General features: G+C 60.4%; 18 protein-coding genes and 1 tRNA gene. 14 read left to right on the top strand and 5 right to left on the bottom strand.

Translation table 11 applies throughout. The annotated features are described in order from the left end of the window. Positions 1-14: 14 nt before the first annotated feature. Positions 15-87: transfer RNA gene (locus EH165_RS09360), tRNA-Arg, on the bottom strand. 156 nt (positions 88-243) lie between these two features. Here EH165_RS09360 and EH165_RS09355 point away from each other — a divergent pair. From EH165_RS09355 to EH165_RS09330, 6 genes are all read left to right on the top strand, one after another. After that, entirely contained in the window at positions 244-2,310 is a 2,067-nt protein-coding gene (locus tag EH165_RS09355; protein WP_206425882.1) for a bifunctional copper resistance protein CopD/cytochrome c oxidase assembly protein, read from the top strand. Positions 2,311-2,482: 172 nt separating this feature from the next. Beyond that, entirely contained in the window at positions 2,483-3,046 is a 564-nt protein-coding gene (locus EH165_RS09350; protein ID WP_164479175.1) for a single-stranded DNA-binding protein, read from the top strand. A 234-nt stretch (positions 3,047-3,280) separates the two neighbouring features. Continuing rightward, positions 3,281-4,957: an energy-dependent translational throttle protein EttA gene (gene ettA / locus EH165_RS09345; RefSeq protein WP_124799222.1), complete on the top strand. Its 1,677-nt coding sequence runs from the start codon at positions 3,281-3,283 to the stop codon at positions 4,955-4,957. Positions 4,958-5,264: 307 nt separating this feature from the next. Next, a complete protein-coding gene (locus tag EH165_RS09340) occupies positions 5,265-10,217 on the top strand; it encodes an NAD-glutamate dehydrogenase (RefSeq protein ID WP_124799221.1) in 4,953 nt (1,650 codons plus the stop codon). Between the two features lie 87 nt (positions 10,218-10,304). Further along, entirely contained in the window at positions 10,305-10,760 is a 456-nt protein-coding gene (locus EH165_RS09335) for an acyl-CoA thioesterase (protein ID WP_124799220.1), read from the top strand. Further along, on the top strand, positions 10,757-11,425 hold the full coding sequence (locus EH165_RS09330) for a DUF8185 domain-containing protein (protein ID WP_124799219.1): 669 nt from the start codon (positions 10,757-10,759) through the stop codon (positions 11,423-11,425). The genes EH165_RS09335 and EH165_RS09330 overlap by 4 nt, the downstream gene beginning before the upstream one ends. A gap of 4 nt (positions 11,426-11,429) precedes the next feature. On the opposite strand, the gene EH165_RS09325 is transcribed toward EH165_RS09330, so the two are convergent. From EH165_RS09325 to EH165_RS09315, 3 genes are all read right to left on the bottom strand, one after another. Continuing rightward, positions 11,430-13,049, bottom strand: coding sequence for a glycoside hydrolase family 13 protein (locus tag EH165_RS09325; RefSeq protein WP_124799218.1), 1,620 nt, complete (start codon positions 13,047-13,049; stop codon positions 11,430-11,432). 74 nt (positions 13,050-13,123) lie between these two features. Continuing rightward, complete coding sequence (locus EH165_RS09320; protein ID WP_124799217.1) at positions 13,124-13,525, bottom strand: globin; 402 nt, start codon at positions 13,523-13,525, stop codon at positions 13,124-13,126. A gap of 37 nt (positions 13,526-13,562) precedes the next feature. After that, positions 13,563-14,549, bottom strand: a complete 987-nt coding sequence (locus EH165_RS09315) for a mechanosensitive ion channel family protein (RefSeq protein ID WP_124799216.1) — start codon at positions 14,547-14,549, stop codon at positions 13,563-13,565. A 284-nt stretch (positions 14,550-14,833) separates the two neighbouring features. On the opposite strand from EH165_RS09315, the gene EH165_RS09310 reads away from it, so the two are divergent. From EH165_RS09310 to EH165_RS09285, 5 genes are all read left to right on the top strand, one after another. Next, the gene (locus tag EH165_RS09310; protein ID WP_338418487.1) at positions 14,834-15,484 is read left to right on the top strand and encodes an HNH endonuclease; all 651 of its coding nucleotides are present in this window, start codon (positions 14,834-14,836) and stop codon (positions 15,482-15,484) included. Positions 15,485-16,240: 756 nt separating this feature from the next. Further along, entirely contained in the window at positions 16,241-17,506 is a 1,266-nt protein-coding gene (locus EH165_RS09300) for an MFS transporter (RefSeq protein WP_338418486.1), read from the top strand. A gap of 63 nt (positions 17,507-17,569) precedes the next feature. Further along, entirely contained in the window at positions 17,570-18,994 is a 1,425-nt protein-coding gene (locus tag EH165_RS09295) for an amidase (protein ID WP_124799213.1), read from the top strand. Between the two features lie 87 nt (positions 18,995-19,081). After that, a complete protein-coding gene (locus EH165_RS09290) occupies positions 19,082-19,306 on the top strand; it encodes a hypothetical protein (RefSeq protein ID WP_124799212.1) in 225 nt (74 codons plus the stop codon). A gap of 4 nt (positions 19,307-19,310) precedes the next feature. Then, the gene (locus tag EH165_RS09285) at positions 19,311-19,772 is read left to right on the top strand and encodes a DUF5130 family protein (protein ID WP_164479173.1); all 462 of its coding nucleotides are present in this window, start codon (positions 19,311-19,313) and stop codon (positions 19,770-19,772) included. A 64-nt stretch (positions 19,773-19,836) separates the two neighbouring features. Here the strand turns inward: EH165_RS09285 and pepN are convergent, their stop codons facing one another. Beyond that, on the bottom strand, positions 19,837-22,416 hold the full coding sequence (pepN, locus tag EH165_RS09280; RefSeq protein ID WP_124799210.1) for an aminopeptidase N: 2,580 nt from the start codon (positions 22,414-22,416) through the stop codon (positions 19,837-19,839). Positions 22,417-22,634: 218 nt separating this feature from the next. On the opposite strand from pepN, the gene EH165_RS09275 reads away from it, so the two are divergent. The 3 genes from EH165_RS09275 (at position 22,635) to EH165_RS09265 (ending at position 24,370) form a co-directional block, all read left to right on the top strand. Next, on the top strand, positions 22,635-23,267 hold the full coding sequence (locus tag EH165_RS09275; protein WP_124799209.1) for a mycothiol-dependent nitroreductase Rv2466c family protein: 633 nt from the start codon (positions 22,635-22,637) through the stop codon (positions 23,265-23,267). A gap of 115 nt (positions 23,268-23,382) precedes the next feature. After that, positions 23,383-23,886 carry a universal stress protein gene (locus tag EH165_RS09270; protein WP_164479172.1) on the top strand — a complete coding sequence of 168 codons (504 nt, stop codon included), beginning with the start codon at positions 23,383-23,385 and terminating at the stop codon, positions 23,884-23,886. A 19-nt stretch (positions 23,887-23,905) separates the two neighbouring features. Further along, positions 23,906-24,370: a ribose-5-phosphate isomerase gene (locus EH165_RS09265; RefSeq protein ID WP_124799207.1), complete on the top strand. Its 465-nt coding sequence runs from the start codon at positions 23,906-23,908 to the stop codon at positions 24,368-24,370. The last annotated feature ends 67 nt before the right edge of the window (positions 24,371-24,437 follow it).

Genomic DNA, 24,437 nt, shown 5'->3' with positions numbered 1-24,437 from the left:
CTCGCAGCTGGCAGTGCCCCCGGTTGGATTCGAACCAACGGCCGACAGATTAGAAGTCTGTTGCTCTATCCACTGAGCTACGGAGGCTGGGCCTGGAAAGGCCCGCGCGTTCGACGCTGAACTCGCGGGCTAAGGATACCGGCTCGAAGCTGTCAAAATCGACCCACCGCCCCGAGCGTGCACTCTGCGCGTTCGTCTAGACGACCCGGCGCCTCACATGCAGCACGCTTGTATCCTCGAAGTGTGTCTCAAACAACCTCGCTTTCCACCGGCAATGCGGGTGGGTCCGTGGGAACGGGTGTTCTCGCGGGAAAGCGTGACGCGTGGTCCGTCACGTGGTTGGTGCTTGCCTGCGGACTCATCGCCACGTGCGTCGTCATCGGCATCTCCGCCGCGTTACCGAACACCACCGTGTCGGCCAGCCTGCTGCTGCGCGACCCTGGCCCGCTGACCACGCTGGGGCTTCCAGTGGTCAAAACCATTTTCGACTACGCTGGCGCGCTCACCATCGGCTGGTTGCTCGGGGCTGTATTTCTGGCACCACCCAAGCCTGGCGGCGGGTTTGACGTCGGCGGCTATCGCTGCGCACAAGCTGCGAGCAAATGTGCGTGGGTGTGGTGCGCTGCGGCATTGGCCCTCGTCCCATTCTCCGCGTCCAACGCCACCGGATTCAGTATTGGCACGATCCTTTCCCGCGACGGCATTGCAAGCGCGCTCCAGAGCTTGGATGTTGCTTCTTCAAGTCTGCAGGCGGCTGTGGTCGCGGCGCTCGTCGCGGTACTTGCCAGGGTGGTTCTTCGGCCAGCCAGCGCGTTTGCCGTCTTCGGACTTTCCATCCTGGGGATGCTGCCCGTCGCGTTGAGCGGTCACGCAACAACCAGCGGGGACCATGACTTCGCCTCTGACACCATCATTTTTCATTTGCTGGGAATCAGTATCTGGGTGGGTGGCCTCGTCGCGTTCTTGGCTTTGGCCAGGCAGCGCAGCCCGCACCTCGACACCATTGCACGCCGCTATTCCGCTGTCGCTTTAATCGCTTTCATCACGGTTGCACTGTCGGGCGTGGGGAATGCTCTTATCCGGCTTTCTTATCTCTCTGATTTGTGGCGCACCGACTACGGCCGTTTGGTCGTAGTGAAAGCGGTTTTGCTGATTTCGTTGGGCGGGTTCGGATACCTACAGCGCCGGAAGTCGGTGACAGCGATCACCACGGACGGGGACCGTCGCCCGCTACTGCGCCTCGCGGTACTGGAGATTGCCGTCATGGCGGCGACCATCGGAGTCGCTGTTGCACTGGGTCGGACCGCCCCGCCCGCCCCCACCCCAGAATCGTTCACCAACCTCACTCTGGTCCTGGGCTACGACCTCTCCGGCCCCCCGTCGGCGTGGAACTTGTTGACCCAGTGGCGATTTGATTTCATCTTTGGGACCGGTTCAATTGTCGCCGCGGGCCTCTACCTGTGGGGCTATCGCACACTACGCTTGCGCGGCGACGCATGGCCCAAGGGCCGGCTGATTAGTTGGCTTGTCGGATGTTTCGTGCTTTTGATGGCAACGTCCAGCGGCCTCGGGCGCTACGCGGAGGCGCAGTTCTCCATTCACATGATGGGGCACATGCTGCTTGGCATGGGTGCGCCGATTCTGTTGGTGCTCGGCGGTCCAACTACTCTGGCGCTGCGCGCATTGCCCGCGGCGCGGCGAGGCGACATTCCCGGACTTCGCGAGGGCATTGTCGGTTTGATGCACTCACGATTTCTTACTCTGCTCACCCACCCGCTGGTGGTGTTGCCGCTCTTTGTAGGTAGCTTCTACGCAATTTATTTCAGCTCCCTGTTCGATACGATGATCGACTCCCACGCGGGCCATCTGATCATGAACCTGCACTTCCTCCTGGTTGGCTATCTGTATTACTGGGTGATTATCGGGGTCGATCCGTCGCCACGGCGGCTGAGCTCCTTCGTGCGGTTGGCGTTGTTGGTGGCAGCCTTGCCTTTCCACGCATTCTTCGGTCTGGCTTTGATGAACTCTCGGTCGGTGATCGGTCAGTTGTACTACCAAAACCTTGAGTTGCCATGGGTTTCCAACCTGCTTTCAGATCAGCACCTTGGTGGCGGAATCGCCTGGGGTGGAACCGAAATTCCGTTGATCATCGTCATCATCGCTTTAATGGCGCAGTGGTCGAAGGCGGACGAGCGAGAGGGGCGACGCTCAGATCGCAAATCCGGTACCGCCGTCAAGTCTGATGATGAGTTGGATGCCTACAACGCCATGCTGACCCAGTTGGCTGGGCGGGATAGTCAGCAGCGCTGAAGTCGTTTTTTTGGTGGCGCGTAGGTGGATGGCGTTGGTGTGGGGTGGGGCGTTATCCACAAGGCCATTTTCATCCACATCTGGCGGTGGCGCCGTTGCTTCCCCTGCCCGGGATGGGCACCGTGAGGTACATCACGGACCGGGGCGCTGGGCTTCGGCGGGAGGGGACACCATGGGATCTGCGACAGTGCAACTGGTTGGCAATGTGGCCACCGAGTTGAAAATATCAATGGAAAATGCAGGCCACGAACGGGTTTCGTTTCGAGTCATTGCGAGCGAGAGACGGTTTGATGCCGCTACCAATGAGTGGGTGGACGGCGACGAGTTTGCGGTCAATGTGGTGTGCTGGGGCGCGCTCGCCCGGGGAGTAGAAACCTCCGTGCGGATCGGTGACCCGGTAGTTGTCACGGGCCGCATCATCAGTCGAAAATATGAGGTCGAAGGCGTCGTAAGATTCGCCACCGAAGTCAAAGCAGCAACAGTGTCCCACGACCTGAACCGAGGTACGGACACCTTCCGCCGCAGCCATCTAAGGCCCGCTGGTTCAGGAGTCGAGACAGACCACAACGGCGCTCACAGCGACGACCACTACGCCGCCTCGGCAACGGATGCGATCGGTGCCGAGGTCGACAGCGGCGGTTCGTCAGAACTAGTCGGAGCAGGGATCAGCGGCAGGGATCGCGGGGCTGGCAACGCCGGGTTTGGCGCTGTCGACGGCGCAGAGCCACCTTTCTAGCAGCTGCGCTGGTGCTCAGGGCTGGCCGTTAGTAAACGCGCAGGGATCTTGCATTGCCGCGAGCGCGCCTGCGAATACCTCGAAGCACCCAAGTGAGGCAGACTGTGGGTGGGTCGACTTAGCGCCGCAGCGCGGCTGTGTGATGCGCCGATGCGACGGTCGGCCCCCGTTCTGCGCGTGTGCGCTGAACGCCTAGACACACCTGTTCGCAGCAAAGAGAGTTCGAGGTATTCAGTGGCTGAATTTATTTACACCATGAAGAAGGCGCGCAAGGCCGTCGGCGACAAGGTCATTCTCGACGATGTCACGATGTCCTTTTTTCCGGGCGCAAAAATCGGCGTCGTCGGACCCAATGGCGCGGGTAAGTCCACGATTTTGAAGATCATGGCGGGCTTGGATCAGCCCAGCAACGGCGAGGCCTTCATCACACCCGGATACTCGGTCGGCATCTTGATGCAGGAGCCGGCGCTCGACGAAACCAAAAACGTCCTCGAAAACATTCAGCAGGCGTTCGGACCGACCATGGCGAAGATGGCTCGTTTCAACGAAATTGCCGAACTGATGGCAACGGACTACTCAGACGAGCTGATGTCTGAGATGGGCGAGCTTCAAGAAGAGCTAGACCATGCCAACGCGTGGGATCTTGATGCTCAAATCGATCAGGCGATGGACGCGCTGCGTTGCCCGCCGGGCGACGCGGACGTCAGTATTCTTTCCGGTGGTGAAAGACGCCGCGTGGCGCTCTGCGAGCTGCTGCTCTCCAAGCCCGACTTGTTGCTCCTCGATGAGCCCACCAACCATTTGGACGCCGAGAGCGTGCAGTGGCTCGAGTCCTATCTTTCTAGCTACGCGGGGGCTGTCTTGGCGGTGACCCACGATAGATACTTCCTGGACAACGTGGCCGACTGGATCGCCGAAGTGGACCGGGGTCGCTTGCACCCCTACGAGGGCAACTACTCGACCTACCTGGAGAAGAAAGGCGAGCGGCTCGCGGTCCAGGGCAAGAAGGATGCGAAACTGGCCAAGCGTCTTCGCGCGGAACTTGAGTGGGTACGCTCCGGCGCCAAAGCACGCCAGGCCAAGTCGAAGTCCAGACTCGACCGCTACGAGGAAATGGCGGCGGAAGCCGACAGGCACCGCAAGCTCGATTTCGAGGAAATCCAGATCCCGCCCGGACCTCGACTGGGTTCGGTGGTGGTTGAGGTGAATGACCTCAAGAAGGGCTTCGGCGATCGGGTCCTTATCGATAATCTGTCATTCACGTTGCCGCGCAACGGGATTGTTGGTGTTATCGGACCGAACGGCGTGGGTAAGACCACGCTGTTCAAGACCATCGTCGGCTTGGAACAGGTTGACACCGGAAAGGTCCACGTCGGCGAAACGGTCAAGCTGTCCTACGTTGATCAGAATCGCGCCGGCATCGACCCGAAGAAGAATGTGTGGGAAGTGGTCTCCGACGGCCTTGACCACATCAAGGTTGGGAACGTTGAAATGCCTTCCCGCGCCTACATTGGGGCCTTTGGTTTCAAGGGCCCCGATCAGCAGAAAGCAGCGGGCATCCTTTCTGGTGGTGAACGCAACAGGCTCAACCTTGCCCTGACCCTCAAAGAAGGCGGAAACCTGATCCTGCTCGATGAGCCCACCAACGATCTCGATGTTGAAACGCTCGGTTCGCTCGAGAACGCGTTGGAACAGTTCCCGGGTTGCGCCGTGGTTATTTCCCACGATCGCTGGTTCCTGGATCGGGTCTGCACCCACATCCTGGCGTGGGAGGGCACCGACGAGGATGAATCGAAGTGGTACTTCTTCGAGGGAAACTTCTCCGACTACGAGAAGAACAAGGTTTCTCGGATGGGCACCGAAGCCGCCCGTCCACACCGTGTCACCCACCGGAAGTTGACGCGCGACTAGTCGGCAGTTGCCGCTGCGTTCAGCAAGCGGGTCGGGGGTGAGAAGGAATTCTCAGGGCCGGCCCGCTTCGCTGTATCCACCAGCGCACGTCCTCGGGACTGCTTGGGGCGCCGCCCGCAGCTCTGGCCTCGACTGCACAATTTGTTGCGTCAGAGGTATCGAATGTGCTGTCCCACGGACCTGGATGGCGAATACCTCACACCTGCGTGAGTGTTGCCGTGGGTTGCTGTCCCGTGTTCACGCCGCAGGGTTAGGGTTGGTGCATCGATGGCGCAATGAGGCGCCAGAATCTAGGGAGATCTCTGCAATGACCGAGATTGTCGCGTCTGATCACACCGGCATCGAAAAGGACGGCTCTCCAAGTACTGCGAGGAAGCAGAGGAACAAGATCGCGGTAGCGGGCAAGGACGCTTACGGTATTCGGTCCGGGCAAGGCGGATCGGAGGCCGCCGCAACAGTCGCGAACACAGCCGTTGAACAAGCTGCAGCGGAGCACCCGGAGATGGAAACGCTGATCTCACGGTACTTCCGCCATATTCCCGCCGAGGACCTTCCGACGAGGGCTGAGGATGTGGTTGCGGTCGTGACAGCCCACCAGCGTCTTGCTCAGCATCGAAGTGCTGGCAGCCCAAAAATCAGGGTCTTCAACCCACAAAACGCCGATGACGCGTGGTCGGCGGGGTCAACGATTGTCAACATCGTCAACGACGACATGCCCTACCTGGTCGACTCGGTGATCAGCACTCTGACCGAGGCGGGTGCGGTTGTTCTTCGCGTATTGCACCCGATCCTGGATGTCCGTAGAGACAGCGCCGGGACGCTCGTGGAGGTATTGGGGTCTTCGGCAAAGTCCAGCATCACCGGTGGTTTCCGCGGCCGAGACGTGGTGCGAGAGTCTTGGGCGCACATTCTGATCGACCGCATCACCGACGCTGAGCGCGCTGAGAAAATTGAACTCGAGGTCGCTGCTTCACTTTCGCAGGTGCGGGATGTGGTCGAAGACACGGACGAGATGGCAAGAACGGCAAAGGAACTCGCAGTCTCGCTGCGTCGGAACCCGCCACCGCTTGCCGCACAGGAGATTATCGAAGCGGCCGATTTGCTCGATTGGTTCGCCGACGGACACTTGACCTTTGTTGGCTACCAACAATGCGATGGGCCGACCGGAACGCCGATGACCCCGGCGCCGACCAGTGGGCTCGGCCTCCTGCGTGATAATGCTAGCGCTGAGGGCTTCACCGCCAATATGCACTCTCCGCTCGACCATAACCGGCTGATGGTGCTGACGCGATCGTCGGCGCCCACCAGCTTGGCAAAGAACGCACAGCCGTTCTATCTCGCCCTTCGCGAATTCGATGAAGACGGCGTCGCAGTGGGTGAGCACCAATTCATCGGTCTGTTGACTCCAAGGGCCCTCAATGCCGAGGTGCAGAGCACCCCGGTGCTGCGCCGCGTTGTGGACGAGGTCCTGCTCGCATTGGGCTCATCGGTCGACTCCTACACGGGCCAGCGCGCATTGGATTTGCTTGCCACCTATCCACGGGCAGAATTGTTCTGGGCGAGTGTTTCTGAGGTCGTTGAGTTGGTCCGCGGCGTCTTGCAGCTCACGAGCCGTCGGGCGCTGCGTATTTTTCTGCAGGCAGATCCCTACCGCCGCTTCGTGTCTGCGCTGGTGTTCCTACCCCGCGATAGGTACACCACCGCTGGTCGCCTCGCGATGATGAAGATTTTGTTGGACGAGCTCCAAGGCTCCGACATTCGCTACACGGCTCGTGTCGGCGACTCGGCTTTAGCCGCAGTGCATTTCATCGTTACCACCAACCCCGAGAGCGCAGTGGTGGTGGACCTTCCACGGATGACGGAAAAGGTTCGCCAGACAATCCGAACCTGGGAGGACGAACTCGTAGCCGCCATCGGTGGTGACGAGGTTCTTGATACCGCGGGGGAGCGGACCAGATACGTCGAGGCGTTTGATCAGGCGTACAAGGCCGACTACTCGCCTGCCAGCGCAGTGATGGATCTACAGTTACTCGACGCACTCCGGGGACCGGAGGATCTGGCGCTTTCCATCATCGACTCCCCACCGGGGCGCGGTGGCAACCGCCGGTTGAAGGCTTACGTCACCGGTGGCACTGTGACACTGAGCAGGGCGCTGCCGCTATTGCAAAGTATGGGCGCCGAAGTTATTGATGAAAACCCCTATCAGGTAACGCGAACCGACGGAACACCCTCGCGGATCTACGACTTCGGCTTACAGTTCCCCGACCAGTATTTGGCCGATGATGGCAGTGTCCTGGAGGTTCGGGCGCGCTTCACCGACGCGTTTACCGCATCGTGGAGTGGGTTAGCTGAGGTGGACGGTTTCAACACCCTGGTGTTGGCGGCCGATTTGAATTGGCGGCAGGTTGCGGTGTTCCGCGCTTACGCGCACTATCTGCGCCAGATCGGTTCCCCGTATACCCAGGGTTACATCGAGTCGGTCATCACGACCAACCCTGCCATCGCTACTTCGCTAGCAAGGCTGTTCCAAGCTCGATTCGATCCCGCCGAAGAGGACGGGCGGGAAGAAACCTGTGACACCTTGGCCGAGGAAATCACCGTCGCGCTTGATTTGGTCAGCAGCTTGGATGCCGACCGGATACTCCGTTCCTTCCTGCGGTTGATCCTTGCAACCGACCGCACCAATGCCTTCCGCACCGATAGCAACGAGCGACTGCGCGAGTTCATATCCTTTAAATTGAACCCGCGAAAGATCCCGGACCTGCCCAAACCTGTTCCAGTGCATGAGATTTGGGTGTACTCTCCGCGTCTGGAGGGAGTTCACCTCCGTTTCGGCGACGTAGCCCGGGGAGGCCTTCGCTGGTCCGACCGACCCGAGGATTTTCGCACCGAAGTACTGGGCCTGGTCAAGGCCCAAGAGGTGAAAAATGCGGTGATTGTGCCCGTGGGGGCCAAGGGCGGGTTTGTCCTCAAGCAGGCGCCAGCACCGACCGGTGACCCGGTAGCCGACCGTGACGCCCTCGCCGCAGAAGGAATCAACTGCTACAAAATGTTCATCCAAGGCATGCTCGACGTCACCGACAACCGTGTTGATGGCGAAATTGTGCCGCCGAAGCAGGTAGTGCGCCATGACGAGGATGACCCGTACTTGGTGGTCGCTGCGGATAAGGGAACCGCAAAGTTCTCCGATACCGCCAATGCGGTGGCCGCCGACAACGGGTTCTGGCTCGATGACGCTTTCGCCTCCGGCGGCAGTGCAGGCTACGACCACAAGGGGATGGGCATCACCGCCCGCGGCGCATGGGAGTCGGTGAAGCACCACTTCCGCGAACTGGGAGTGGATACCCAAACGGAGAACTTCACCGTGGTGGGGGTAGGGGACATGTCCGGCGATGTCTTCGGCAACGGCATGCTCCGCTCCGAGCACATCGCGCTGGTGGCTGCTTTCGACCATCGCCACATCTTCGTCGACCCTGCGCCGGATGCGGCTGCATCGTTCGTAGAACGACGCAGGCTCTTCGACCTGCCCCGATCTTCATGGGCGGATTACGAACCATCTTTGATCTCTGCTGGTGGTGGTGTGTTCTCGCGGACGTTGAAAAATGTGCCAATAACGGCACAGATGCGGGAAGTGCTGGGACTCGATGACGACATCACGCACCTCACGCCCAATGAGTTGATGCATGCGGTGCTGCTGGCGCCGGTGGATCTGCTCTGGAACGGTGGGGTCGGTACGTATGTCAAAGCCTCCACCGAATCCGACACCCAGGTCGGCGATAAGGCTAATGATCCGGTCCGCGTGAACGGCGGCGAACTACGCGTCAAGGTGGTTGGGGAGGGCGGCAACCTGGGGGTCACTCAACTCGGCCGGATCGAATTCGCCCGCATCGGCGGCCGGATCAATACCGACGCCATTGACAACTCGGCGGGGGTCGACACCTCTGACCATGAAGTGAACATCAAGATCGCGCTCCAGCCGCTCCTTTCCGAAGGGACCTTGACGGTCGCTGACCGCGACGCGTTGCTGGTGTCGATGACGGACGAGGTCGCGGAACTGGTTTTGGCCGACAACATCGACCAGAACAGGGTTCTCGGCGTAATTCGGCTTCACGCACCGTCCATGCTGAACGTGCATGCAAGGCTTATCGACGACCTGGTGGCGCGCGGCAACCTGGACCGTGGGTTGGAATTTTTGCCTACCCAGGCCCAAATAAACCAGCGCGGCGCTGCCGGCGAGGGCCTGACATCGCCAGAACTGAGTGTGCTGTTGTCGTATGTGAAAGCAGACCTATCCAAAGAAATGATCAGATCCGAACTCCCGGAACTGTCCGCCTTCGCCGACCAGCTGCCGGATTACTTTCCGCAGCAGATGCGCGACGGTTACGGGGAAGCTATTGCCGCCCATCCTCTTCGTCGCGAAATTGTCACCACCATGACGGCTAACGAGGTAGTCAACGGTGGCGGATTATCGTTCGTCTACCGGTTGACGGAGGAAGTGGCCGCCACCGCGATCGACTCGATTCGCAGCTACCGGACTACCACCAAAGTATTTGGGCTGCCTGAGTTGTGGGCCGATATTGCCGAGGTGAACAACGTGGTGCCCGCTGCTGTCCAAGATCGGTTGACGCTTGAGACTCGGCGACTGCTTGACCGCGCCGCGCGGTGGTTCCTCTCCTCCCGTCCTCAACCGCTGGATGTCACCGCAGAAATCGAGCGCTACGCGGCGATCGTGCACGCGTTGACGCCACGGATGCCTAGACTGCTCGTTGGAGTCGAGCACGAAACCGTCCACGCAGATGTGGTGCGTCTGCAGAACCTCGGCGCACCAGCTGATCTCGCACACCGAGTGGCATACGCTCTGTTCACCTTCAGCCTGCTCGATGTGGTTGATGTCGCCATCGCATCTGGGCGTGAACCGCAGGAGGTGGCGGAGTTGTACTTCGCGCTGTCGGCTCATCTGGGTCTAGATAACATCCTGTCGTCTGTTTCGGCGTTGGACCGGGGCGATCGATGGCACGCGTTGGCACGCCAGGCTGTGCGTGATGGTCTGTACAGCTCATTGCGAGCCATCGTGGCCGATGTCTTGTCCAGCAGCAGCCCGGAGGTCGGCGCGCAGTCAAAGATCGACCAATGGGAGCAGGACAACCGATTCCGTTTGGAGCGGGCGCGCCGAACGCTGGGCCAAATTGCGGGGTCGGGAGCTAACAACCTGGCCGCGCTGTCAGTGGCAGCGAGGGAGATCAATTCGCTGGTTCGGTAGCTACCGCACCCCCGAGGTGGGCCACACTAGGTTCACTAAGAGCGCTACCTGCCGTGCACCCCGCACGGGAGTGTTAAAGGAGAACCTGTGCCAGAGCGGTATGTGAGTGAGGTGCGGGTCCGGTACTCCGACCTCGACGCCCAAGGGCACGTCAACAACGCCCGAGTGGTCACGTTGCTGGAGGAAGCGCGGGTCGATTGGTTATGGGTGGATGCACCGCGCCATGGCGCGGATCTGTTGATAAAGGCGATTGTTGTGGCTGCGCTGCGTATCGACTACAAACGCCCCATCCTGATGGGCCCACCAGCGGTGGTGTCGTTGGGTGTTTCACACGTCGGCTCCGCCTCGTTCACGGTGGATTACGTCGTGACCTCGGATAACGAGGTAGTTGCGCTCGCCTCCACTGTCCTCGTGCCCATCGAACTCGCAGATGGGCGGCCGCGGCGACTGGGCGAGGCCGAGCGCACCTTCCTCGCCCGCTTCGCCGCCCCACATGCTGGCCCCGTCGTGGGTACACCGGGGTTGACGGGGGCTGACCGATGACGGGCACGGACTCCAGCGGCATCTACCCGGGGACCGCGCGTGTCACCATCACAGACTCTGGAGACCGTGCGGACGCGGGTGCCTTCGTGGCCAGAGCGGTACGGATGGATCCCGAGGTGGTGGTGCGGATGCGCAATATGGCGCTAGCCTCGCGGATCCAACTCTGGGCCACCACTCCGTTCGACGCCATGGTGACCAGAAGCGTGGGTGGGCTGGTGGAACCCAGCGATGTCACGGTTCGCGGTTCGAATTTGCTGCCCGCGTTAAGCATTTCGCGCGCAGATCAGGTGGACCCTGGACCGGTGGTTGACGGACTGTGGCGCTCTCAGCTGCCTCCGTTGACTGGATGGGTTGCCGTAGACCAGATTCCTGGTTCGGTGATTGTCGAGCTCACAGAAGCGGGAAATATTGCGGCAAAGGACAGCATCAGCCCGGCCGGTGGCACGTCGTCATCGCTTCTTGACTCGGAAGTCCTCACTGTCAGCGGCGAAGGAATGAAGGTGATTATCCCGATGCGGTGCCTGTTTGCGTTGTCCGGCATGGGTTTTGCCGGCGTCGGCACCGATGCCGTAACGGTGTACGCGACTGACTCCTGGCTTCGGCTCGACTCCACCTATGGCGCCGTCGTTCGCCGCCGTCATTCGTTGCTGCCGCTGCTGTTTTGACCTCTCAGACCAGCCAGACGGCAGCGTTGGGTGGCAGCTGACCATCGACGAGGGGTATCGACGAAACCACTACGTCCCCCGGTGGTAAGTCAATTGCGACATCGCTGCTGTTAAGCGCGCAGACCAATCCGCCAGAACGGCGGAAGGCGAAGCAGCCTGCAGGCGCCCCGTACCAATCAATGTGATCGCCGGAGAGTGCAGGGTTGCTTTCGCGAATTTCGATCGCCAGCCGCACCAAGTTCAGTGTGGAGTGAGGATCCTCCAGCTGCTTTTCCACTGTTAAGGGCGCATATTCCACCGGGCTGGGCAGCCATGGATGTGCGTTGGTGGAAAAACCGAATGGAGGCTTTTCGCCGTCCCACGGCAGCGGCAATCGTGCGCCGTCGCGGCCACGCTCAGTATGCCCACTGCGCTCCCACGTTGGATCCTGCAAGGCTCCGTCGGGAATTTCTATGTTCGGTAATCCCAGTTCTTCACCGTTATACAGGTAGAACGCCCCTGGCAATGCCATCTCGACAAGCAACATGGCCCGTGCCCGCATTCTGCCGAGTTCACCGTCGCCGTACCGCGTGGCAGGCCTGGTGAGGTCGTGATTGGACAACGTCCAGGCGGGCACTTTGCCCACTGACGCGACAGTGGCCAATTCTCGCGTGATAGCGGCCACGATCTGCTCCGCATCGAAGGCCACCTCGGTGAGACCAAAACTAAAAGCTTGATGTAGCTCGTCAGGACGCAGATAGTCGGCGAAACGAGCGGGATCAGCCACCCAGACCTCGCCGATAGAGGCGCGCTGTGTGTACTCGTCGACCACGCTGCGGATATAGCGGTGGATGTCGTGCACGCCGTCGTTGTCGAATCGTGGATCGGACGCGCCTTCGGCTACTGGAATAACTCCGCCGCCGTCGTGGTGGACGGCGTGGGCGACGGGGGAATCGGCAGGGACGTCAGGTAGACCCTCGGGTTTAGCCATCCCGTGGGCGACGTCGATGCGAAGACCATCGATACCGCGGTCGAACCAGAAACGCAGAGTGGTCCCGAGGTCTTCTCGGACATCCGGGTTATCCCAATTGAAGTCGGGCTGAGACGCGTCGAAAATATGCAGATACCACTGGCCGTCAGGCACTCGCTGCCAGACTGAGCCGCCAAAAATTGACTTCCAGTTATTGGGGGGCTCCGCGCCTTCGGGGCCTTTCCCCTCTCGAAAAATATAGCGGTCCCGCGCCGCGCTCCCCGGCTCCGCAGCGAGAGCTTCGACAAACCAGGGGTGCTCTGATGAGGAGTGGTTGGGCACCACATCGATGAGCAACTTCATGCCTCGATCGTGTATTTCGGCGACCAACTCGTCGAGGTCGGCCAGCGTGCCGAAACTCGGATCAATATCGCGAGGATCCGATACGTCGTAGCCGGCATCGTTCATCGGAGACGGATAGAAGGGGGTAATCCAAATGGTCTTGACGCCGATGAGCTCGAGGTATCCCAAATGTTCACGAATACCCCTCAAATCACCGACGCCGTCGCCGTTCGAATCCGCAAAACTCCTGATGTACACCTGGTACCCGACGGTCCCGGACCACCAAGCGGAGGTTGAGGAGGAGGCTGCTGAACTGTTGGCGGGAGAAGTCACAGGTAGTCATCTTGCCAGCTGGCCCAGCATGCTCACAAGCAGACGCGGTGGGAGCGGAGCTGCTGCAACAGTCCCTAGTGGCTGGGCGACGGGCTGTTGACCATGGAATCGGCCGCCATCACCAAGTAATCCCAGAAGCGTTGATCCTGTTCGGCAGTGAGGGTGACTCCGTCCAAGGCCACGCGCATCGCAGCCAGCCACGCATCCCGTTCGATCACTCCGATAATGAACGGCGCGTGGCGCATTCTCAACCTCGGATGCCCCCGCTGATCCGAGTAGGTTCTTGGACCGCCCCAATATTGGGCCAGGAACATGGTGAATCTGTCCTGCGCCGGGCCAAGGTCTTCCTCCGGGTACAAGGGGCGCAGAATTGGGTCGACCGCCACGATCGCGTAGAAGCGATGGACGATCGACTGGAAGGTGCTAGCGCCGCCGACCTCGTCGTAGAAAGTTCCTGGGCTGCTCACGCCTTCCATTGTCCTCTCGGAGTCATCAGGATAGGAAATTGCATGCTTATGGTCGGCTGCCAGGCGATGGTGGCGGCAACACCAGGGTCATGGGTGCTTTGATTCCTGCTTCGTCGTAGGCCGTTTTGATCGCGCCGCGGGCAGCCCTGCCGTAGGCCCACTGGGAGCCAGTTCGCACCGTTGTGCTGAGCCGGATCATGACGGTGTCGGAAGTCATGGAAACAATGCCGAGCATTACGGGCGCGGAGATAATGGCGTCGATGAATTCCGGTTGTTGAGCCACGATTGCGGCTTGGTCGACTGCTATCTGGCCCGCCTGCGCAGCGTCGGAGTCGTAGGACAAGGGCAGATCGATATTGACGACTGCCTCGCCCTGACTGGAGTTGCCCACTCGAAGGACCTCGCCGTTGCGGACGTACCAGATAGTCCCATCCGTCCCGCGGAGCGCGCTGGTGCGTAGTCCCACGGAAACGACGGTGCCCGTAGCCGAGCCGAGATCCACGACGTCTCCGACTCCGTACTGATCTTCCAGAATCATGGCGATTCCAGCCAGGAAATCCTTGACGAGGTTCTGGGCGCCGAAACCCAGTGCCACACCCGCTATTCCGGCGCTGGTGAGCAGCGGGGCAAGGTTGATACCCAGCTCGGCAAGAATAAGCATGAAACTGACGACCACAATCACAAATGACGACATGGATCGCAGTAGTGATCCGATCGATTGCGCCCTTTCCCTGCGTCTCACCACAGTGGTGGGTCCCAAGAATGCATCCGCGCGGTCTCGCAGTGGCCGAAGCAAGCCCGGCGTCGAGCTGGTCGAAGACATGTTCGCCACGCGCTTGATGGATCTGTTCACTAGCGTCCTGGCGATAAGAGCGATCACGATAATCAGCATGATGTGAAGCCCCGGGCGCACAATCGCATCCGCTGCCTCCGCGATCCACCCCACTTGCCACCACTCCCACACCCGGTTGCACCAGGTTCCCAGCTTCGCTGCACACACCGGCGCGACAGTTTCGGTAATTGTCTGCAGCATAAGGTGCTGGTTCCTTTTCGCTGGCGCTCGGTGATGGGAGGTATGGAGGGTCGCTGGGCTCTTGAGGAGCGTCGCTGAACTGGCCTAGGGGTTTACGTTAGTCAGCATGCCTTCCATGTGAGTCATCGCAGGCATCAGCAATTTTTGCCACCGCGAAACTGGGTCTTCCGAAAAAACTCTCGCATGTCGGGCCAGAAACCTGTTGACTAGGAATAACGAGCTCCTCGGATCTCGCGAGACGAGGTGGGCCGACCGGCCTAGCGGAGTAGGGAAGAGAGCTGCCGATGGGCGTTCGCCGCAGTGTCAACAGAGCTGAGGCGAGTAAAAATCGCGCTCTAGGGACTCTATCGTCAGTGGATCGAGCTTCACAGCGCATGGATCCGGGCTGTGACCCCACACGAGGAAACCCAGACCCGGGGACGTCGCCGCTACCTCGGGTGTTGTTGCTCAATGCCACCCATGAACCGTTAGCAGTGGTAACCAGCAAGAGGGCGTTGGTGCTCATCCTGGCTGGGAAGGCAGTCAGCATTTTTGATCGTGATGGATCGGCCGTGCACTCTGCGCGTCTAGTAATCCAACTTCCCGCAGTCGTGAGGCTGAACCGTTATGTTCGCGTGCCTTATAGAGCTCCAAGCTCAGTGACGCGTGCGGGGATACTCCGACGAGACAAAAAGGCGTGTGCCTACTGCGGAGGGAAAGGAGAGACTGTGGACCATGTGATCCCGAGATCGCGGGGCGGTAAGCACACCTGGGAAAACTGCGTCGCGTGTTGCTCGCGGTGCAACACCCGTAAAGCCGATAGGACTTTGGATGAGCTGGGATGGCATCTTCGAATCACGCCTCGCCCCCCACAACACACGCCAGGCGGGCATCTCTGGCTCGTTGATGAAGCTGACCCACTATGGGAGCCGTGGCTCGCCGGTGCAGCTGCATGAGTAAAAAGCTAGATTTTGCGCAGGTAGGCGCGCTCACGTCACAATGACGAACTAGCTACCGGGGTTTCGGCGTTCCGAGTTACAACTCTCGAGGTCCCAGCGCCAGAGGACGCATTCTCGGAACGGATGGTAAAGCCGAATGAGGCTAAGGCTTAGCCGACGCGGGTGCCACGACCGACGCGGGTGCCACGACCGACGCGGGTGCCACGACCGACGCGGGTGCCACGACCGACGCGGGTGCCACGACCGACACGGGTGCCACGGCCAACGCGGGTTCCACGGGATTCAGACATGTCGATCTCCAGTACCTAGAATGATTGAGACGGATGTTCATACTTTGGAGTCAAATTGTATCAGCTGGGTGAGCAACTTGTCACGCACAGCAGTGTTTTCGGGCTCCTGTCAGGAGTGTAGCCGTAGAAAACAGCGAGGTTTCGTCGAAATTATCATCTACCTCACTGCGCGTGACGAGATGAGGGGTAAGAAGCCTAAGAGATGTAACAAAAGTCTCAGAGTTCACTCGGAGATGACCCAAACAGACTAAAGGTGTTTTTGGAAAAATCACCCAAATGATTTCGAAGTGTGAGATCGCTGTAGCGGCTCAGCCCGGACTGCCTAATCGTGCAGCCACCCGAATGACGAAAGCAGAACCGAGAGCCGTAAGAGTGGGGATGGGTAGATTCCCGCATCAACGAAGCCGCTACGCTCCATCATGCGGGGGTACAGAAGGTAACAGACAAGTGGCAGGGGGACGGATTGAGCGCGGATCGACGGCATCATAGCGCTCCCGGATTGCCACGTGACTTTCGATCGCTTCTGGTCGCCTGGGCAGCTTCCCTGTCGGGTGATGGTTTGCGCGTGGTGGCACTTCCGCTGTTGGCGCTCGCCACCAACCCCAGCCCCGCCGCAGTTGCCGCAGTTGCCGCCATTGCCAGCCTGCCTTGGTTGCTGATCGCGCTGCCTGCTGGCGCAATCGTAGACAGGCTCTCTCCGAACCGTGTCATCATTGCCGCGCACCTCGTCCGAGCCGCGTTGACGCTGGGTTTGGTCGCGGTGGTTGTTGCGCACTCGGTCAACATTTTAGTGTTGTGCGTCTTCGGGTTTCTGATTACCGCCGCAGAAACATTTGCCGACGGCGCAACCCAGTCTTTGATGCTGCACGTCGTACCGACCCAACAGCTGGAGCAGGCCAATGCCCGGTTTGTCACCGTCGAAACGCTTGCGTTGGACTTGGCTGGACCACTGCTGGCTGGACTTTTGTTCATCCTCCAACCGTGGTTACCGTTTGCGGTGAGCGGGTTGGCGTTCGTAGTGTCCGCCGGTCTGATTCGTCGAATTCGCGCTGTCGCCGCAGCCACTCTCACGGCAGGTGAGGGAGTGGACGGATCTCACGTCGGTAAGAGATCCGATCTGCGAGCGCGGTTGCAGGAAATTCGCGACGGGCTGGTGTTCCTGTTCAGGCATCGGGTTCTTCGCACATTGGTGCTCACCGTAGCGGTGCTTGCCGTTGCCAATGCAGCTACGGATGCGGTGCTTGTTCTCTACGCTCGGACGTCGTTGAACATGTCGGAAGCGGTGTACCCCACACTGCTTGCCGCCTACTCAGTGGGAACGTTGATCGCGACGGTGATTGTTGCCCGGTTGAGCCGGCGATTTGCCAGTAGCACCCTCCTGGGTTCTGCCATTGTCGGTTTGGGCCTCTCGATGCTCGTGATGGGCATGTTTGTCACCCCTGCGATCGCGCTGAGTGCCTACGTGTTGCTGGGGATCTTTGGTGGAACCTGGAACGTGCTGTCGGCAACACGACGGCAGCGGCACACACCCCGCGCCATTGTGGCGCGAGTATCCAGCGCGTTTCGAGTGGTGGCCTGGGGCGTCATCCCCGTCGGCGCCGCGCTTGGCGGTGGGGTGGCCTCGCAGTGGAGCGTGCCAACAGTTTTCGTCAGTGCGGGTGTGTTGACGTTGTTGCTGGCTGTCGTGGTGATCCCGGCTCTGGCGCGCCAAGAGCGGTTGGCGCACTAACCGATGTCCGTCATTGGCATCGCCGGGCAGGGAGGGCGGCGAATTTGCCGGTAGGTTCGGGGAATGTCTGACCTCCATGACCTCACCGCATTGCAGCAGGCTGCAGCTATCGCGGCAAAGGAAATTACGTCGCACCAGTTGGTCTCGCATTACCTGGAGCGCATCGCTTGTTATTCGGACGCGTTGGGCGCATTCGCCACAGTGACAGCGCAGTCCGCGCTGCGGGCCGCGCAGGACGCGGATGCACGGCAGGCCAGCGGTGCTCAGTTGACGCCCCTGCATGGGGTTCCCACCGCTATCAAGGATCTCACTGCTACGGCAGGCGTCCGGACCACCTACGGGTCCGCAGCATTTGCTGAGTTCGTTCCCAGCTACGACGACGATGTTGTTCGGTTCCTTCGTGATGCTGGCGTAATAAGCGTAGGAAAGACTAATGCGCCCGAATTCGGGCTCGCGTGTTACACCGCAAACAAGGTTGCGCCACCTGCCCGCACCCCGCATGACACAGACCGCATGGCGGGTGGCTCCTCGGGCGGTGCAGCCGCGGCAGTGGCCGCAGGTTTGATCCCCTTTGCGCATGGTACGGACGGAGGCGGATCGATCCGGATCCCGGCAGCAATGTGTGGCTTGGTCGGGATCAAAACCTCCCGCGGACGGGTCTCTCGCGGACCGCTCGGTAGTGATCCGTTGGGTCTATCGGTCGCTGGCCCGATAGCGAGGAACACCGCAGATGCGGCAGCGTTGCTGGATGCGATGTGCGTCGCGGTCAACACGGAACCAGCGGGTGTGGCCCCTCTGCCAAATGGAGGCAGTTTCCTCCAGGCTGCTTCCAGAGCCCCGGGGAAACTGCGAATTGGCCGAACCCTTGACACGCCGGTGGCGGGAGTTCACATCGACTCGGAGGTTGCGAAGGCTTACGACGCAACATCGCAACTGCTTCAAGACTTGGGCCATGAGGTCGTTGACCTTGACCTCCCCAGCCCTGAGGGAATGCTGGATGCCTTCGTCACCGTCTGGGCTGTGCTCGCCCACTTAACACCCCTACCACCGGGTGCACACGCTCTCCTGACGCCGCTCACCCGTTATTTGCTCGACGAAGGCTCGAAACCCAGTGGCCCCGAAGTCGCCGCGGCATTCAGCGCCGTCCAGTACGGCGGCCGCCGGTTGATCCAGGCAATGCAGCCCTATGACGTCGTCCTCACCCCCACGGTCGCGCGAACGCCGCGTCCGGTCGGGTACTTCACCGATGGCGGCGACCCGGCGTTGGACTTCGCGCGCCAGATGACGTTCACGCCGTGGACAGCCCAGGTGAATATGACGGGTCAACCTGCCATCAGCGTCCCGGTTCAATGGACGAGCGAGGGGCTGCCCATTGGTATGCAGTTCATTGGCAGCCCTGGCGACGAATGCACCCTCATCTCGCTGAGCGCGCAGCTGGAACTTGCGCATCCGTGGGCAGGTCACCGGCCTGCTCCGTGGTGGTCATGACGGGCGCGAGTTCCGCATAACCACAGCTGGCGGCGCTGAAAAAGGCCCGGCAGACCAACTAGGCCACGAGTGAGATACCTTCTGGTAGTGAATACTTCTGAGACTTTGCTGGTGCTCGCGGGTATCCCGCTGGCGACCATCCTGGTGACCGGACTGATGACGGTTGTCCCGAATCGAGCGAAAGCCCGTTCGCGCTACACACCGGGCGATCAGTGGAACTATTCGAACCGCCTCTGGGCTGGCTCGGAGCCCGTCGTCGTCCCAGCCACGATTGTGAACTCACAAAACGGAGGTGCCCGTGGAACATGGTGAATTGGTGAGTGTTACTGAAGCCAAAATTATCGCAACCACACAGCGCAACAGGCGCCTGCCAGCCATCGTCGGACCGCAGGGGTACGCAGATTCCCCGCTATCCGCGAGCGAGCTGGAACTTCTCGATGATGTTTTGGTCGAAGCCGAGCGAAAGACAGGTCTGCGCTTTGCCGTGTACCTCGGCGATTTGGGTACGGATACCCGAGCGGAAGCAGAGTCGCTGTTGGCTCAGTTCGAAGCAGAGGCGCCCATGACGGTGCTGCTTGCCATGTCGCCGGGGCAGCGCGTCGTAGAGGTGGTGACCGGCGGAGAGTCAAGCCGTCGCATTACCGATCGCGCATCGCGGCTCGCGGTGTTGTCGGTAATCGCCTCAGCAACCGAGGGCGCGATTGGCGGCGGCCTGATCAACGGGCTGCGGATTCTGGCCGATCAAGCCGGAACATTGCCAGAGCGCGCGCGCTGGTAATTTCCTGAAGACGAAGGCTTGTCGAGACCCTGGGCAAATCCGGGGTCTCGACAAGCTTTTGCTTCTAGTGTGCTGTGGCGGCGTGATGCGTGTCTGCGGCGCGAGCTCGCAATGCACGTTCGAGGCCTGCGCGGCCCTCCGACACCAACCGGCGCAACGCTGCCGGATGGTCCCCGGCTTCCCATTCGGTGACGGCAGCAACGGTTTCCGGCGCAATGGACCATCGGGGGAAGAGGCCGACCGCTACCTTTTGGCCCACCTCGCTGGATCGACGGGTCCACACTTGCTCGGCAGCACTGAGATACAGACCGGTGAAATGAGCGAGCACTTCGCCCTGTGCGGGGTGAGTGAATCCGCCAATGGCTGCGTCCTGCAGTGCGTTGGCCATCGAATCGTCGGTGATCAAGCGATCCCAAATTTGCTGCTTGGATGTTAGATCGGGAAGTAAGGCGGTAGCCGTCATCGCGCGGCGTTCTCCGGAGGCAGTCGCGTCAGCAGCGCGAGCGGTCTCGATCGCAGCTACCGCCTGGCGGCCGTGGGCAACGAGCGCGCCCAGCAGCGTCCAAGCGAGATCTGTATCAACTGTGAGGCCAGCGAGCGGTGCTGAGCCATCCCACCAACCGGTGATGGCGTCCAACTGCTCAGGTCCAAGCTTGGCCGAGGCCAGCGAGGACACGTAAGCAAGCTGGCTGTCGCTGCCCGGCTCGGCGGCGTGGGCGAGCTCGAGCAACCTGCTTGCTAGCGCGGGCCAGCCAGATTCGGCAGCCCAGGTCGGGTCCGAGTACGAACCGACACTCACCTGCAACTGTGAGAGCAGCCGTTGCACCACACCGATCTGGTCTTCGGACTCGATGCCGCGCAGTACGAGCGACACGAAGTCGCGGGCGGGCATTTCTGCATTTCGGGTCATTTCCCACGCGGCAGACCACACCAACGTCCGCGGAAGTGAATCTGCGAAGTCTCCGGCCCTGGCAACTACCGCCTCCAGTGATTGCGGGTCCAACCGAATGCCGCAGTAGGTGAGGTCGTCGTCGTTGACCAAGACGACTTTGCCGCGATCTATTCCGACCAAAGTGCCGACTTCGGTTCGTGCACCGTCGATGTCGATCTCTATGCGGTGGGTGCGAACCAGCTTGCCGCTCTCGTCGTCGTCATAAATGCCGATCGCCAGCCGATGGGAGCGCAGCTCCCCGGCTCCCGGCTGGGCGCCGGATTGCAGGACCGCGAAGTGGGTAATTGTGTTGTCTGGACCTACGGCGAAATCGGCCTCAAGCACATTGAGCCCGGTGGTTTGCAGCCACTGACGGCCCCAGGACGAGAGGTCGCGTCCGGAACTTTTCTCCAACGCGCCCAGCAGGTCCGCCAAGTTCGCGTTGCCGAAGGCGTGGGCGTCGAAGTAGGCCCGCAGCCCGCCTAAAAACTCTTCGTAGCCGACGTAGGCGGCAAGTTGCTTGAGTACCGAGGCGCCCTTGGCGTAGGTAATGCCGTCAAAGTTGACCTCGACGGCCTCCAGATCCACCATGTCTGCGGCAATTGGATGAGTGGATGGAAGCTGATCTTGCACGTAAGCCCACGATTTTTCGACGTTTGCAAAGGTGGTCCAGGCGCTGGTGTATTCGGTAGCTGCGTTCTGCGCGACGACCGAAGCCCAGGTAGCAAACGATTCGTTGAGCCAGAGATCGTCCCACCACCGCATTGTGACAAGATCGCCGAACCACATGTGGGCCATCTCGTGCAGGATGGTCTCACAGCGCCGCTCGTAGGAGTAGCGGGTCACCTTGGAACGGAAGACGTATTCCTCACGGAAGGTAACGGCGCCAGCATTCTCCATCGCGCCCGCATTGAATTCCGGCACGAAAAGCTGGTCATACTTCCCGAACGGGTAGCGAACACCGAACGCACCATGGAAGAAATCAAAACCCTGCTTGGTTTCGGTGAAAAGCCTTTCCGCGTCCAAGAACTCAGCGAGGGACTCGCGGCAGAACAGCCCGAGGTCGATACCGTCATGCGTGTCACGCACCACGGAGTAGGGGCCGGCGATCAGCGCCGTGATGTACGTGCTCATGGGGGCGGTGAGGACGAATGTGTGCAGGTTGGCGACGCCGGACCCCGAGGGCACTTCCGTCACAGTTTCTGTTGCGCCATTAGAAATGACCTGCCATGTCGTCGGGGCAGTCACTTGAAAGGAGAAGGTGGCCTTGAGATCGGGCTGGTCGAAGCAAGGGAACATCCGTTTGGCATCTGCGGTTTCGAACTGGCTGTAGAGGTAGACGGCGCCATCTACTTCGTCAACGAACCTGTGTAGACCCTCGCCAGTGTTGGTGTACTCGCCGATGGCGTGGATTCTGAGCTCATTGGATTCCTGCAGATTCGGCAGGGCCAGACCTTCGACGGTGGTCCAAGTGCTGGTGTCTAGCGGCTGACCGTTGAGTTCTGCGCTGGTGATGGAATCTCCGACGAAGTCGATGAAACTTTGCGAACCAGCGGCGGCTCGAAACGTGATCGCAGCCGAAATGGTGAACGTCTTCTCACCGGGCGCGCCGGCGCCGTCGGTAAGGTCGAGCTGGACGTCATAGTGAGCCACCGCCAGGATTGCCGCGCGTTGCTGTGCCTGGTCTCTGGTCAGGTTGGGAGCTTGGGACACCGAAAGGATCCTCTTTCTTTGTGTGGTGCGCGCAGTTGTCTGGAATTGCTCCACGCTGCTGCGCGCGTGGTGGCGGCGGACGGTTATGGACCGCTGGCGCCACTGGCCGTAGGGGAGTTGTTCCCTGGGAACAACTTAGCCTCCCGCGGCGCTGAACGTTTTGTTGCCTGAAAGCATGCCCCGACGAGTGACGAATTAACCAACTAGCAAGGAGCACGATGAACGAGGTTCAGAGCAGTGACACCGCGAGCAAAGACGTGGCCGACTTTTGGTTTGATCCCCTGTGCCCGTTCTGCTGGATCACCTCACGGTGGATTCTCGAGGTTGAAAAAGTACGCGATATCGAAGTCAACTTCCATGTAATGAGCCTCTCGGTTCTGAACGAGGGACAAGACATGCCGGATAACTATCGAGAGATGATGGACGCTGCCTGGGCGCCGGTGCGGGTGGCGATCGCCGCGGCCCAGCTGAAGGGTGATGAGATTCTTGCTCCGTTGTATACGGCGATGGGCACCAGGATTCATAACGAAGGGAACAAGGATCTCGAAGCCGTCATCGCTGACACCCTTGCCGAGCTGGACCTGCCAGCTGAGCTAGCAGAAGCAGGGAAGAAGTCGGAGTACGACGCCGCTTTGCGCGCGAGCCATCACCTTGGAATGGACAAGGTCGGTAAAGGGGTGGGTACCCCCACGATTCACATCAACTCAGTCGCGTTCTTCGGCCCCGTACTGACCCGTATTCCGCGCGGAGAACAGGCTGGGAAAATTTGGGATGCGACCGTGACACTCGCTGGCTACCCCTACTTTTTCGAAATAAAGCGGGAACGGACCGAGGGCCCACAGTTCGACTAGAGAGTCGATGAGAGCGCGAGTTCGGGAAAATGTCTTCGGTGTGTGAAACGGTAGGGGTCAACCATGGTTGTTCATGGTTTCCTCCTACCGGTTATGCCTTCAGAAGGAGCCTGAAATGGACGAGAAGTCGCGCACGGGAGTGAGCCCCGGTGGAATCCCACTCCCACCTGATCTGAGACCGGGACCGGTGGTAGTAGGGGTGGACGCCGCCGCAACCAGCGGACGCCATTTAAGGGCCGCAGTGTTTCTCGCTCGTAGTTTGGGCCGCCCGGTGCTGTTGATCCATGTGCGTCGCAGAATAATGCCGTTGGTGGAGGGGTTCGTCCCGCTGCAGGAAGACATGGATGTTACGGATGCGGCCGAAAAGGAAATGGAGGCCGCACTTTCGGCCGATCTCGTGGCAGGCGGTGATCTGGCAGGCGTGGAGTGGGAACTGCTGTCAACCTTTGGCGAAGCTGCGACAGAAATCATCCGGATCGCTGACGAGCGCGACGCAGCGTGCGTCGTGGTTGGGAAAAGGCATGCGGGTTTTGCCGAGCTGCTCCACAGGATCGCGTCGGGGTCGGTTTCCAGAGCTGTGGTCGCTTCTCAGAAGTTCCCAGTAATGGTGGTCCCTTAAAGGGTGGGAGACTGTGGCAATGCGCATCTACCTGGGTTCTGACCACGCTGGCTTCGAGTTGAAAGCTGCTCTGGTGCAACACCTCACCGCTGCGGGGCATGACGTCGTCGATCTCGGGGCGCATATCTACGAAAGCCTTGATGACTATCCGCCGTTCTGCCTGGAGACAGGTCGCTCAGTGGTGGCGGATCCGGGGAGCCTTGGCGTAGTTATCGGTGGCTCCGGAAACGGAGAGCAGATTGCCGCCAATAAGGTCGTTGGAGTGCGCGCCATTCTGGCCTGGTCCACCGAGACAGCTCAGTTGGGTCGCCAACACAACGACGCCAACGTCATTTCAATCGGCGCCCGGATGCACGACGAGGCAACCGCTTTCTCTCTGGTGGACACCTTTATTGCTACCGATTTCTCACACGACGAACGCCATCAGCGTCGGATCGACCTCGTGTCGGCTTATGAAGCGGACCCGAAGCGGCTACACGTCTGAGTAACGGTGCCAGTTCAGCTTCCGTAGCCCTCCCGGGTCTGGATTGGTGACCCTTGACGGCGGCACT

Source organism: Nakamurella antarctica (assembly GCF_003860405.1).
GTDB classification, from domain to species: Bacteria; Actinomycetota; Actinomycetes; order Mycobacteriales; family Nakamurellaceae; genus Nakamurella; species Nakamurella antarctica.
The sequence above is the reverse complement of the archived record's forward strand: the minus strand, read 5'-3'. Positions and strand labels throughout refer to the sequence as shown.

What these genes read in the sequence shown, in the direction of transcription:
- EH165_RS09350 (WP_164479175.1), top strand. Translation starts at nt 2,483, where the DNA reads ATGGGATCTGCGACAGTGCAACTGGTTGGCAATGTGGCCACCGAGTTG.
- EH165_RS09340 (WP_124799221.1), top strand. Translation starts at nt 5,265, where the DNA reads ATGACCGAGATTGTCGCGTCTGATCACACCGGCATCGAAAAGGACGGC.
- EH165_RS09330 (WP_124799219.1), top strand. Translation starts at nt 10,757, where the DNA reads ATGACGGGCACGGACTCCAGCGGCATCTACCCGGGGACCGCGCGTGTC.
- EH165_RS09320 (WP_124799217.1), bottom strand. Translation starts at nt 13,525, where the DNA reads ATGGAAGGCGTGAGCAGCCCAGGAACTTTCTACGACGAGGTCGGCGGC.
- EH165_RS09315 (WP_124799216.1), bottom strand. Translation starts at nt 14,549, where the DNA reads ATGCTGCAGACAATTACCGAAACTGTCGCGCCGGTGTGTGCAGCGAAG.
- EH165_RS09310 (WP_338418487.1), top strand. Translation starts at nt 14,834, where the DNA reads ATGGGCGTTCGCCGCAGTGTCAACAGAGCTGAGGCGAGTAAAAATCGC.
- EH165_RS09295 (WP_124799213.1), top strand. Translation starts at nt 17,570, where the DNA reads ATGTCTGACCTCCATGACCTCACCGCATTGCAGCAGGCTGCAGCTATC.
- EH165_RS09275 (WP_124799209.1), top strand. Translation starts at nt 22,635, where the DNA reads ATGAACGAGGTTCAGAGCAGTGACACCGCGAGCAAAGACGTGGCCGAC.
- EH165_RS09270 (WP_164479172.1), top strand. Translation starts at nt 23,383, where the DNA reads ATGGACGAGAAGTCGCGCACGGGAGTGAGCCCCGGTGGAATCCCACTC.
- EH165_RS09265 (WP_124799207.1), top strand. Translation starts at nt 23,906, where the DNA reads ATGCGCATCTACCTGGGTTCTGACCACGCTGGCTTCGAGTTGAAAGCT.